This window comes from Pseudomonas sp. RIT357, from assembly GCF_000632245.1.
GTDB lineage: Bacteria > Pseudomonadota > Gammaproteobacteria > Pseudomonadales > Pseudomonadaceae > Aquipseudomonas > Aquipseudomonas sivasensis.
In genome coordinates, this window is record NZ_JFYX01000049.1 from 108,669 (window position 1) to 121,568 (window position 12,900).

At 60.6% G+C, this 12,900-nt stretch carries 9 protein-coding genes; 7 read left to right on the forward strand and 2 right to left on the reverse strand.

Annotated features, from left to right (window positions below; all coding sequences use genetic code 11):
- Window positions 1-22 precede the first annotated feature (22 nt).
- Both BW43_RS00755 and dapC read left to right on the forward strand, forming a co-directional pair.
- The gene (locus BW43_RS00755) at window positions 23-2,725 is read left to right on the forward strand and encodes a [protein-PII] uridylyltransferase (protein ID WP_032891658.1); all 2,703 of its coding nucleotides are present in this window, start codon (window positions 23-25) and stop codon (window positions 2,723-2,725) included.
- 154 nt (window positions 2,726-2,879) lie between these two features.
- On the forward strand, window positions 2,880-4,079 hold the full coding sequence (gene dapC / locus BW43_RS00750; RefSeq protein ID WP_032891660.1) for a succinyldiaminopimelate transaminase: 1,200 nt from the start codon (window positions 2,880-2,882) through the stop codon (window positions 4,077-4,079).
- Between the two features lie 9 nt (window positions 4,080-4,088).
- Here dapC and BW43_RS00745 read toward each other — a convergent pair whose 3' ends face one another.
- Window positions 4,089-5,732 carry a Na+/H+ antiporter gene (locus BW43_RS00745; protein WP_032891662.1) on the reverse strand — a complete coding sequence of 548 codons (1,644 nt, stop codon included), beginning with the start codon at window positions 5,730-5,732 and terminating at the stop codon, window positions 4,089-4,091.
- 225 nt (window positions 5,733-5,957) lie between these two features.
- On the opposite strand from BW43_RS00745, the gene BW43_RS0127875 reads away from it, so the two are divergent.
- The 4 genes from BW43_RS0127875 (at window position 5,958) to BW43_RS00730 (ending at window position 9,067) form a co-directional block, all read left to right on the forward strand.
- Entirely contained in the window at window positions 5,958-6,320 is a 363-nt protein-coding gene (locus BW43_RS0127875) for an ArsC family reductase (RefSeq protein WP_032891665.1), read from the forward strand.
- 32 nt (window positions 6,321-6,352) lie between these two features.
- Complete coding sequence (gene dapD, locus BW43_RS00740; protein WP_032891666.1) at window positions 6,353-7,387, forward strand: 2,3,4,5-tetrahydropyridine-2,6-dicarboxylate N-succinyltransferase; 1,035 nt, start codon at window positions 6,353-6,355, stop codon at window positions 7,385-7,387.
- 64 nt (window positions 7,388-7,451) lie between these two features.
- Window positions 7,452-8,657 (forward strand): aminotransferase class V-fold PLP-dependent enzyme, encoded by a 1,206-nt coding sequence (locus BW43_RS00735; RefSeq protein ID WP_032891668.1) that lies wholly within the window; start codon window positions 7,452-7,454, stop codon window positions 8,655-8,657.
- Window positions 8,654-9,067 carry a SufE family protein gene (locus tag BW43_RS00730; RefSeq protein ID WP_032891670.1) on the forward strand — a complete coding sequence of 138 codons (414 nt, stop codon included), beginning with the start codon at window positions 8,654-8,656 and terminating at the stop codon, window positions 9,065-9,067. The genes BW43_RS00735 and BW43_RS00730 overlap by 4 nt, the downstream gene beginning before the upstream one ends.
- 116 nt (window positions 9,068-9,183) lie before the next feature.
- Here the strand turns inward: BW43_RS00730 and tcdA are convergent, their stop codons facing one another.
- Entirely contained in the window at window positions 9,184-9,993 is an 810-nt protein-coding gene (gene tcdA / locus BW43_RS00725) for a tRNA cyclic N6-threonylcarbamoyladenosine(37) synthase TcdA (RefSeq protein ID WP_065877359.1), read from the reverse strand.
- 217 nt (window positions 9,994-10,210) lie between these two features.
- Here tcdA and BW43_RS00720 point away from each other — a divergent pair, with 217 nt between their 5' ends.
- The gene (locus BW43_RS00720) at window positions 10,211-12,802 is read left to right on the forward strand and encodes a glycosyltransferase (protein WP_032891673.1); all 2,592 of its coding nucleotides are present in this window, start codon (window positions 10,211-10,213) and stop codon (window positions 12,800-12,802) included.
- The last annotated feature ends 98 nt before the right edge of the window (window positions 12,803-12,900 follow it).

Consider the following 12,900-nt stretch of genomic DNA (forward strand, 5'->3'; position numbering starts at 1 on the left):
AGATAGAAAGGAAAGCCGATCGATGCCCCAGGTGGATCCCGAACTCTTCGACCGTGGCCAGTTCCAGGCCGAACTGGCCCTGAAGGCAAGCCCCATCGCCGCCTTCAAGAAGGCGATCCGCCAGGCCCGTGAAGTACTCGACGAGCGCTTTCGTAGCGGCCGCGACATCCGCCGGCTGATCGAGGACCGTGCCTGGTTCGTCGACAACATCCTTCAAAAGGCCTGGGAACAGTTCAACTGGAGCGAAGACGCCGACATCGCCCTGGTGGCCGTTGGCGGCTACGGCCGTGGCGAACTCCACCCCTACTCCGATATTGATCTGCTGATCCTGCTGGACAGTGCCGATCACGAGATCTTTCGCGATTCCATCGAGCGCTTTCTGACACTGCTGTGGGACATTGGCCTGGAAGTCGGCCAGAGCGTGCGCTCGGTGGACGAGTGCGCCCAAGAGGCCCGTGCCGACCTAACCGTCATTACCAACCTGATGGAAAGCCGCACCATCGCCGGCCCAGAGCGCTTGCGCCAGCGGATGCTGGAAGTCACCAGCACCGCGCATATGTGGCCGAGCAAGGACTTCTTCCTGGCCAAACGCGCCGAGCAGAAAGCCCGGCACCACAAGTACAACGACACCGAATACAACCTGGAGCCCAACGTCAAAGGCTCGCCCGGCGGGTTGCGCGACATCCAGACGATTTTGTGGGTCGCCCGTCGCCAGTACGGCACGCTTAACCTGCGCGCCCTGGCCGGCGAAGGTTTTTTGGTAGAGAGCGAAAACGCCCTGCTAGCCTCGTCCCAGGAATTCATTTGGAAAGTGCGCTACGCCCTGCACATGCTCGCCGGGCGCTCCGAAGATCGCCTGCTGTTCGATCATCAGCGCTCCATCGCCACGCTGCTGGGCTTTGAGGGCGAGGACGCGAAGACCAGCATCGAAAGCTTCATGCAGCAGTACTACCGGGTGGTGATGAGCATCGCCCAACTCAGCGACCTGATCATCCAGCACTTCGAAGAAGTGATCCTGGCCCCCGAGGATGAGGCGCCGCCGCAGCCGATCAATGCGCGCTTCCAACTGCACGACGGCTATATTGAGGCGCGCAACGACAACGTGTTCCGCCGCACCCCATTCGCCATGCTGGAAATCTTCGTATTGATGGCCCAGCAGCCGGAAATCAAAGGCGTGCGCGCGGATACTATCCGCCTGCTGCGGGAAAACCGTCACTTGATCGACGATGATTTTCGCAACGACATCCGCAACACCAGCCTGTTTATCGAGCTGTTCAAGTGCAAGATTGGTATCCACCGCAACCTGCGCCGCATGAACCGCTACGGCATCCTGGGGCGCTACCTTCCGGAGTTCGGCTTTATCGTCGGGCAGATGCAGCACGACCTGTTCCACATTTATACAGTGGATGCGCACACCCTTAATCTGATCAAGCACCTGCGTAAGTTGCAGTACACCCAGGTGTCAGAGAAATTCCCGCTGGCCAGTAAGCTTATGGCCAAGCTGCCCAAGCCGGAGCTGATCTACCTGGCCGGCCTGTACCACGACATCGGCAAGGGCCGGCATGGCGACCATTCGGAAGTCGGCGCGGTCGACGCCGCAGCCTTCTGTCAGCGCCACCAGTTGCCGCAATGGGATAGCCGCCTGATCGTCTGGCTGGTGCAGAACCACCTCGTGATGTCGACCACCGCACAGCGCAAGGACTTGTCCGACCCGCAGGTGATCCACGATTTCGCGCAAGCTATCGGCGATGAAACCCGCCTCGACTACCTCTACGTGTTGACCGTTTCCGACATCAACGCCACCAACCCGACACTGTGGAACTCGTGGCGCGCCAGTCTGTTGCGCCAACTGTACACAGAGACCAAGCGCGCCCTGCGCCGTGGTCTGGAAAACCCGGTGGACCGCGAAGAGCAGATCCGCCGCACCCAAAGCGCGGCCCTGGATATCCTGGTGCGCGGCGGCAACGATCCGGATGACGTCGAGCAACTGTGGTCGCAACTGGGTGACGATTACTTCTTGCGCCACACCGCCGGCGATGTGGCCTGGCACACTGACGCGATCCTGCAGCAGCCCGCCGATGGCGGCCCGCTGGTGCTGATCAAGGAAACCACCCAGCGCGAATTCGAAGGCGGCACGCAGATCTTCATCTACGCGCCCGACCAGCACGACTTCTTTGCCGTGACGGTAGCGGCCATGGACCAGCTCAATCTGAACATCCACGATGCCCGGGTGATCACTTCCAGCAGCCAGTTCACCCTCGACACCTACATCGTGCTCGATACCGAAGGCGAGTCCATCGGCGACAACCCGACGCGGGTGAAAAAGATCCGCGAAGGCCTCACCGAAGCCCTGCGTAACCCGGACGACTATCCAACGATCATCCAGCGCCGGGTGCCGCGCCAACTGAAGCACTTTGCCTTTGCGCCCCAGGTGACCATCTCCAACGATGCGCAGCGCCCAGTGACGGTGCTGGAACTCAGCGCACCGGATCGCCCAGGCCTGCTGGCGCGGATCGGCGGGATTTTCCTGGAGTTCGACCTGTCATTACAAAATGCCAAGATTGCGACCCTGGGCGAGCGCGTGGAAGACGTGTTCTTTATTACCGACGCCGACAACCAGCCGCTGTCCGACCCGGAACTGTGTCGCCGTTTGCAGGAGGCTATCGTCCAGCAGTTGAGCGTGACCCAAGAGCCCGGTGTCGAGCTGACGCGCCTGACGTTTTGAACGGGGATTATATGGGAGAGGGCTTACCCCCGAAAGCAGCGGATCAGAAACCTATTAGCTGACTGACACACCTTAATCGGGAGCAAGCCCCCTCCCACAGTTGGACCTGCAGCGCCCGACAGACCGCATTACCAATGAATTGAACGAGAGTCTCATGAACAACGCCCTGAACCAGTTGCAGCCCTACCCGTTCGAGAAATTGCGCGCCCTGCTGGGCAGCGTCACACCCAACCCGGACAAGCGCCCGATTGCCCTGTCCATTGGTGAACCCAAGCACAAATCGCCCACGTTCGTGGCCGAGGCACTGAGCAGCAACCTTGATCAGATGGCGGTGTACCCCACCACCCTGGGCATCCCGGCACTGCGCGAAGCCATTGGCGCCTGGAGTGAACGTCGCTTCAACGTGCCCAAGGGATGGCTTGACCCAGCGCGCAATATCCTGCCGGTCAACGGCACCCGCGAAGCACTGTTCGCCTTCACTCAGACCGTAGTCAACCGTGGCGACGATGCACTGGTGGTCAGCCCGAACCCCTTCTACCAGATCTACGAAGGCGCCGCGTTCCTTGCCGGTGCCAAGCCGCACTACCTGCCATGCCTGGATGAGAACGGCTTCAACCCGGACTTCGACGCCGTGACACCAGACATCTGGAAACGCTGCCAGATCCTGTTCCTGTGCTCCCCCGGCAACCCGACCGGCGCACTGATCCCGGTTGAGACCCTGAAAAAACTGATCGCCCTGGCCGACGAACATGACTTCGTCATCGCCGCCGACGAGTGCTACAGCGAGCTGTACTTTGACGAACAAACCCCGCCGCCGGGCTTGTTGAGCGCCTGTGTTGAACTGGGTCGCCAGGATTTCAAGCGCTGCGTGGTATTCCACAGCTTGTCCAAACGCTCCAACTTGCCGGGTCTGCGCTCTGGTTTCGTGGCCGGTGATGCCGAGATCCTCAAGGCCTTCCTGCTGTACCGCACCTACCACGGCTGCGCGATGCCGGTGCAAACCCAGCTGGCGAGCATTGCTGCCTGGCAGGACGAAGCGCACGTACTGGCCAACCGTGACCTGTATCGCGAGAAATTCGAAGCCGTGCTGACCATCCTCAAGCCGGTGCTGGATGTACAAAGTCCCGACGGTGGCTTCTACCTGTGGCCAAATGTGAATGGCGACGATGCCGCGTTCTGCCGCGACCTGTTCGTTGAAGAACACGTCACCGTGGTCCCAGGTTCGTACCTGTCGCGGGAAGTAGATGGCGTCAACCCTGGGGCTGGCCGCGTACGCCTGGCGCTGGTCGCACCGCTGGCCGAGTGCGTGGAAGCGGCTGAACGGATTCGGGATTTCATTCAGCGTCGTCGGTAAGCAATCGGGTCATTTCACCTGGCCCAGATTCGCCTCACTCATATCCAGCTCCCCCAACACCTCCCTCAAGACGTCATCACCAATCTGGTGATGACGGCTCAAGCTGTACAACTCCAAACGTTGCGCGCGCAGGGCCTTGAGCCGCAGTTTTCGCTCAAGCAGGTCCATGTGCCTCGCCAGCGCCTGGGCCTCGGCGGAGTCGTTGAACACCTCCAACTGATGACGATATTCCGACATCAGCCGCGCCTTGAGCTCCGTAGCCAGCGCCGCCTGTGCGGCGTCGGAGGTTTCCGACTCTACGGGCTCTTCCGCCTCCAGTGCGTGAATCGCTGCCACGGCAGTCTTTTTCCACGCCTCCCGCACTTCCTTATGACGCTTCTCATCGGGGCTCTTTTCGATACCGCGCAGCAACAGTGGCAAGGCAATGCAGGCGGCGACCAGTGAAAGCAGGATCACCCCGGCCGCGATAAAGATCAGCAAATCACGCTCAGGAAAATCTTTGCCTGGCGCCAACAGCAAAGGCACAGACATCACACCCGCCAGGGTCACCGCACCGCGCACACCGCCGACCGTCAAGAGCCAACAGGATCGGGCGGTTGGCACCAACGTCAGATCACTTTTCCCTCGCAGGCGCCGCAATAACCCCGACAGCCTCCAGATGCTCTGCACCCAGATAAAACGCAGCACCACCAGCACCAGGAAAATCGCAATCACATCCAGGCAGCGGTAAAACAGGGTCGGCCATAGCGTGGCTTCATGGCTCACCACGGCTTTGATGATGTCCGGCAGTTGCAATCCCAGCAGCAGGAAAATCAAGCCATTGAAGGCAAACTCCAGCAACGACCAGACGCTGCGGTTAAGCAGCCTTGTGCTGGTCTGGCGTGGCAGCAGGTCCAGCCAGCTTTGCATCATGCCCGCCGCCACTGCCGACAAAATCCCTGAGGCGCCCAACCGTTCAGCCAATACATAAGCGGCAAACGGCAACAGCAACATAAACACCACATGAGTCGCCGGATCGTCCCAGCCCCGCGCAATCATCCATGCACGCAGGCGGCCGACCAGCCAACTCAACGCCACACCGATCGCCAGGCCACCGACGGCCACCAACACGAAGGTCAAGCTCGCATCGGCCAGGGAGAACACGCCGGTCAGTGCCGCTGCCAAGGCAAACTTGAAGGTCACAAGGCCCGACGCATCATTCATCAAGGCTTCGCCCTGGAGCATATGCATCAATGGCGTGGGCAAACGATTCTGGGAAATAGCCGACACTGCCACCGCATCCGTCGGCGACAATACGGCCGCCAGGGCGAAGGCCACCGGTAACGGGATCGTAGGCAAAATCCAGTGAATGAAGTATCCGGCGCCGACTACCGTGAACAGCACAAGGCCCACGGCCAGCGTCAGAATCGGGCCCCGCAGACGCCACAATTCGCGTTTGGGCATGCGCCAACCGTCGGAAAACAACAAAGGAGGCAAGAACAGGAACAGGAACAGTTCAGGGTCCAGCGCCACATGCAGGCCCAGCGTTGGCCAGGCCAACAAGGCTCCGGCGGCGATCTGCACCAGCGGTAACGGCAGAGGAATGACACGTCCGACCAGACGCGAAACACTGACCAGCATCAGCAGGATAAGAACGGTGTAGGCGGTTTGCATAACGCGGGTTTCCCGGACGATCGACTTGCAACGACACACATCAGGCAACAACTGGCAGTTGAAGTGCCATATTACCCAGCTATGTTACGCGGCTATGCCACGCACTGGCTTTTGCACATAAGTCGCACAAAGCCGTGGGGCCTGCTGACGAGCGGCACCCAAACCCGCTGGTCGTGGCATAATCCCGGACCTTTCGTTTTGAGCATCCTAAAAGGGGGCAATTCCTTGACCGCTTCAAGCAAAACGTTGCACCTTTTCGGCATCAAAGCCTGCGACACCATGAAAAAAGCGCGCACCTGGCTCGATGAGCATGCTGTGAGCTATGAGTTCCACGACTACAAAACGGTCGGTATCGACCGCGAACACTTGACCCAATGGTGCAACGAGCACGGTTGGCAGGTGGTTTTGAACCGTGCGGGCACCACCTTTCGCAAACTCGAAGACGAACGCAAAGCCGATCTCGATCAGTCGAAAGCCATTGAATTGATGCTCGCGCAACCTTCGATGATCAAGCGCCCGGTGCTTGATCTCGGTGACAGAACCCTGATTGGCTTCAAGCCAGAAAGTTATTCGGCGGCCCTCAAGTAGGCCAGCCCTTCCATTTTTGTAGAGGTAATAGCATGTCCCATTCCCTGTTCAGCCTGGGCTTCGGCGTCGGCACTCAGAACCGCCAAGGTGCTTGGCTGGAAGTTTTTTACGCACAACCGCTGCTCAACCCATCGGCTGAAATCGTCGCGGCCATCGCGCCGATCCTCGGTTACTCCGAGGGTAACCAGGCGATCACCTTCACCGTGACCCAGGCCCTGCAACTGGCCGACGCGCTCAAAGGCGTCGACGCCACACAAGCCGCCCTGCTGAGCCGCCTGGCAGAAAGCCACACGCCTCTGGTCGCCACCCTGCTGGCCGAAGACGCCGCGCTGACCTCCACGCCTGAGGCCTACCTCAAGCTGCACCTGCTGTCCCACCGCCTGGTCAAGCCTCACGGCCTGAGCCTGGCTGGCGTGTTCCCGCAACTGCCGAACGTGGCCTGGACCAGCCAGGGCGCGATCGACATCAGCGAACTGGCCGAACGCCAGCTGGAAGCACGCCTGCGTGGCGAGTTGCTGGAAGTGTTCTCGGTAGACAAGTTCCCGAAAATGACCGACTACGTCGTCCCAGCCGGCGTGCGTATTGCTGACGCGGCACGTATCCGCCTGGGCGCCTACGTAGGCGAAGGCACAACGGTGATGCACGAAGGTTTCGTCAACTTCAACGCTGGCACTGAAGGCCCGGGCATGATCGAAGGTCGTGTATCGGCGGGCGTATTCGTTGGCAAGGGCTCGGACCTGGGCGGCGGCTGCTCCACCATGGGCACCCTGTCGGGCGGCGGCAACATCGTGATCAAGGTCGGCGAAGGCTGCCTGATCGGCGCCAATGCCGGTATCGGTATCCCGCTGGGCGACCGCAACACCGTGGAATCGGGTCTGTACGTCACCGCCGGGACCAAGGTTGCGCTGCTGGATGAGCAGAACCAACTGGTCAAAGTGGTCAAGGCGCGCGAGCTGGCCGGCCAACCGGACCTGCTGTTCCGCCGTAACTCCGAGACCGGTGCAGTGGAGTGCAAAACCCACAAATCGGCCATCGAACTGAACGAAGCGCTGCACGCTCACAACTAAGCAGCCACTCGATGCCACTAGCGGGCCCCGACCCTGGGGCTCGCTTATACGAGTTTTGAACACCATGCTAGTGCCCTCCCCCTGGCGCGCCGACTTTCCGGCCATCGCCGCCCTGCAACGGCAAGGCCAGACCTATCTGGACAACGCCGCCACTACACAAAAACCCCAAGCTCTGTTGGATGCCATCAGCCATTACTACGCCAATGGCGCAGCCAATGTGCACCGGGCCCAGCATTTGCCGGGGGCCCATGCGACACAGGCCTTCGAGGACAGTCGCAGCAAGGTGGCGCAGTGGTTGAATGCAGGTGACACCGGGCACATCGTGTTTACCCACGGCGCGACCTCTGCGCTGAACCTCCTGGCCTACGGCCTCGAGCACTTATTCAATGCGGGCGATGAGCTTGTCATCAGCGCCCTGGAACACCACGCCAACCTGCTGCCCTGGCAGCAACTGGCCAAACGTCGCGCGCTCACACTGGTGGTATTGCCACTCGGTGATGACGGCGTGATCGACCTGCAAGCCGCCGCCGAGTTGATCGGTCCGCGCACCCGCATGCTGGCGGTGAGCCAGCTGTCCAACGTGCTTGGTGCCTGGCAACCGCTGCAAGCCTTGCTGGATTTGGCCAAGCCACACGGTGCCCTGACCGTGGTCGACGGCGCCCAGGGCATCGTCCACGGCCGTCACGACGTGCAAGCGCTGGGATGCGACTTCTACGTATTCTCCAGCCACAAGCTCTACGGCCCGGACGGTGTCGGCGTGCTCTTTGGCCGTAACGAGGCTCTGCATCACCTGCGCCACTGGCAGTTTGGCGGTGAAATGGTGCAGCAGGCGGATTACCACAGCGCCAGCTTCCGTCCAGCACCACTGGGGTTCGAGGCAGGTACTCCGCCGATAGCCAGCGTGATTGGCTTGGGGGCAAGCCTGGATTATCTGAGCTCGCTGGATCAGCAAGCAGTAACCGCCCACGAGGCGGCCCTGCATGACTACCTGTTGCGCGGCCTGAAGGCGCGCAATGGCGTGCGTGTGCTGGGTTCGCCGCAGGTGGCGCTGGTCAGCTTTGTGGTCGAGGGCGTGCATAACGCCGACCTTGCGCACCTGCTGACCGAGCAGGGCATTGCTGTACGCGCAGGCCATCATTGCGCGATGCCGCTGCTCAAGGCGATGCAGCTGTCGGGGGCGATCCGCGTTTCCCTGGCGCTGTATAACGACTCCGACGACCTCGAGCGCTTTTTTGAAGCGCTGGACCAGGCGCTGGATATGTTGCGATGAGCTTGCCGATGGATGCGTTGGCTGCGCTGGAAGCCTTCCAAGCCGTAGGAAGTTGGGAGCAACGTGCTCGCTTACTGATGCAGTGGGGTGAGCGTCTGCCGCCTTTAGCGGATGATGAAAAGGTCGACGCCAACCTGGTACAGGGCTGCGAAAGCCTGGTGTGGTTGGTGGGGCACTTAGACCAAGGTCATTGGCAATTTGCCGCGAGCAGCGATGCGCGGATGATCCGTGGTTTGGTGGCATTGCTGCTGGCGCGGGTCAATGGGTTGTCGGCGGACGAGTTGCAGGCAGTCGACTTGCCTGACTGGTTCAATCAACTCGGGCTTTCCCGCCAACTGTCGCCGTCGCGCAGCAATGGCTTGAATGCAGTCCTGCAGCGTATGCGAACGCTAAGCCATACACAGGACTAAATGTGGGAGGGGGCTTGCCCCCGATAGCGGTGGATCAGTCAGCTTATCCAGTGGCTGACACTCTGCAACCGGGGGCAAGCCCCCTCCCACCTTTGAACTGTGTAAAGTTCTGAGATTCAGGCGGGTTTGACCCGCTCGGAAGGCCTACGCACGCCAGCCACAATCTTGTCCACCGCCTTGGTCGCCGCCACCATGCCAAAGGTCGCCGTCACCATCATCACCGCGCCAAACCCGCCCGCGCAGTCCAGCTTCACTCCATCCCCCACAAAACTTTTTTGCAGACAAATGCTGCCGTCCGGCTTGGGATAACGCAGTTGCTCGGTGGAAAACACGCACGGCACGCTGTAATGACGGGTCACGGTGCGAGAGAAGCCGTAGTCACGACGCAAGGTGGAGCGCACCTTTGAGGCCAAGGGATCGTTGAAGGTGCGGTTCAGGTCGCACACCTGGATCAGCGTCGGATCAATCTGCCCACCGGCGCCGCCGGTGGTAATGATTTGGATCTTGCGGCGTTTGCACCACGCAATCAGCGCGGCCTTGGCGTTGACGGCGTCGATACAGTCGATCACGCAATCGATGTTCGGCGTTATGTATTCGGCCATGGTGTCGCGGGTCACGAAATCCGCCACCGCGTGCACAGTGCAATCCGGGTTGATACCGCGCAGGCGCTCGGCCATCACCTCGACCTTGGGCTTGCCCACGGTGCTGTCCAGGGCGTGCAACTGCCGGTTGCTGTTGCTGACGCAGACATCGTCCAGGTCAAACAGCGAAATCTCGCCGACCCCACAACGGGCCATGGCTTCCGCCGCCCAAGAGCCCACACCGCCGACGCCGACGATCGCCACATGGGCCGCCTTCAAGCGTTCCAGGCCTTCAATGCCATACAAGCGGGCGACGCCTGCAAACCGCGGATCTTCTGTACTCATGACCATTACCCCAAAAACCGGCGCGCATTATGGACTACCGAGCGACAAGTACGAAGCAACAAGCTACAAGTAAAGAACTTAGATGGCCTTTCGCTGACTAACGTCCGGCTTTTCTCTGTCTGCTGTACGCTCGGGGAAAGGCCGGTGTAGGATGCGCGCCGTTCGGTGCAGGCCGACACCTCTTTTCGTTCCACACCCTTTGGAACCCGACATAACCATGGCATCGCGTAAATTTGGACTCAACCTGGTGATCGTGCTGGCAATTGCAGCGCTATTCACCGGCTTCTGGGCGCTGGTCAACCGCCCGGTCACTGCTCCCAACTGGCCTGAGCAAATCTCCGGTTTTTCCTACTCGCCGTTCCAGCAAGGCCAGTTCCCGCAGAAAGACCAGTACCCCACTGACGAACAGATGCGTCAGGACCTTGCGATCATGAGCAAGCTGACGGACAACATCCGCACCTACTCGGTCGACGGCACACTGGGGGATATCCCCAAGCTGGCGGAAGAATTCGGCTTGCGCGTTACCCTGGGGATCTGGATCAGCCCAGACCTGGAGCGCAACGAACGCGAGATCCAGCGCGCCATTGAGATCGCCAACAGCTCGCGCAGTGTCGTGCGCGTGGTGGTCGGCAACGAAGCCTTGTTCCGCGAAGAAATCACCCCCGAGGCACTGATCGTGCTGCTGGACCGGGTGCGCGCCGCGGTGAAGGTACCGGTGACCACCTCCGAGCAATGGCACATCTGGGAAAAGAACCCGCAACTGGCCAAGCATGTCGACCTGATCGCCGCGCACATTTTGCCGTTCTGGGAATACATTCCGATGGACAAGGCCGGCCAATATGTACTCGATCGCGCCAGGGACCTGAAGAAATTGTTCCCGAAAAAGCCACTGCTGCTATCGGAAGTTGGCTGGCCGAGCAACGGCCGCATGCGCGGTGGCAACGAAACGTCCCCGGCAGACCAGGCGGTGTACTTGCGCACCCTGGTGAACAAGCTCAATCGCCAGGGCTACAACTACTTTGTGATCGAGGCCTTCGACCAGCCGTGGAAAGTCAGCGATGAAGGCTCGGCCGGCGCCTACTGGGGCGTTTACAACGCCGCGCGCCAGCAAAAATTCAACTTTGAAGGTCCTATTGTCGCCATCCCGCAATGGCGCGTACTGGCCATCGGCTCGGTGGTGCTTGCCCTGCTGTCCCTGACCCTGCTGATGATCGACGGCTCGGCCCTGCGCCAGCGTGGCCGGACGTTCCTGACCTTTATCGCATTCCTTTGCGGCTCGGTACTGGTGTGGATCGGCTACGACTACAGCCAGCAATACAGCACTTGGTTCAGTGTCACCGTGGGTATCCTCCTGGCGCTCGGCGCCCTCGGCGTGTTTATTGTGTTGCTGACCGAGGCCCACGAACTGGCGGAAGCAGTCTGGACTCACAAGCGTCGCCGTGAATTCCTGCCGGTTGAAGGGGATTCGGACTACCGCCCGAAAGTGTCGATCCACGTGCCGTGCTACAACGAGCCGCCGGAGATGGTCAAACAGACCCTCGACGCCCTGGCCGCGCTCGATTACCCGGACTACGAAGTCCTGATTATCGACAACAACACCAAAGACCCGGCTGTTTGGGAACCGGTGCGCGACTACTGCGAAACCCTCGGCCCGCGCTTCAAGTTCTTCCACGTCGCGCCCCTGGCCGGTTTCAAGGGTGGCGCGCTGAACTACTTAATCCCGCACACCGCCAAGGATGCTGAAGTGATCGCGGTGATCGACTCGGACTACTGCGTGTCGCCGAACTGGCTCAAGCACATGGTGCCGCACTTCGCCGACCCGAAAATCGCCGTGGTGCAGTCGCCGCAGGACTACCGCGACCAGAACGAAAGTACCTTCAAGAAGCTCTGCTACGCAGAATACAAAGGCTTCTTCCACATCGGCATGGTTACCCGTAACGACCGCGACGCGATCATCCAGCACGGCACCATGACCATGACCCGTCGCTCGGTGCTCGAAGAACTCGGCTGGGCCGACTGGTGCATCTGCGAAGACGCTGAACTGGGCTTGCGGGTGTTCGAGAAAGGCCTGTCGGCGGCGTATTACCACGACAGCTACGGCAAGGGCCTGATGCCCGATACCTTTATCGACTTCAAGAAACAGCGTTTCCGCTGGGCCTATGGCGCGATCCAGATCATCAAGCGTCATACCGCCAGCCTGCTGCGCGGCAAGGACACGGAGCTGACCCGTGGCCAGCGCTACCACTTCCTCGCGGGCTGGTTGCCGTGGGTGGCGGACGGTATGAACATCTTCTTCACCGTCGGCGCGTTGTTGTGGTCGGCGGCGATGATCATCGTGCCGACGCGGGTCGATCCGCCGCTGCTGATTTTCGCGATCCCGCCGTTGGCGTTGTTCGTGTTCAAGGTGGGCAAGATCATCTTCCTGTACCGCCGTGCCGTGGGCGTGAACCTCAAGGATGCGTTCTGCGCCGCGCTGGCTGGCCTGGCGCTGTCCCACACCATCGCCAAGGCGGTGCTGTATGGCTTCTTCACCACCAGTATTCCGTTCTTTCGTACGCCGAAAAACGCGGATAACCACGGCTTCTGGGTCGCGATTTCCGAAGCCCGCGAAGAAATGTTCATCATGCTGCTGCTGTGGGGTGCTGCGCTGGGGATCTACTTGGTGCAAGGCCTGCCAAGCAATGACATACGTTTCTGGGTGGTGATGCTGCTGGTGCAATCGCTGCCGTATGTGGCGGCGTTGATTATGGCGTTCCTGTCGTCGCTGCCCAAACCGGCAGCCGCGTCTGAGCCAGCGCCGGCCGCGTAAAAACTTGCGCAATGCACTAAACGGCGGCCTCTGGTCGCCGTTTTGCTATAAGATAACGGCCGTTTTGTCCGCCCGCCCTGCTCTTCCAAACATGCTTT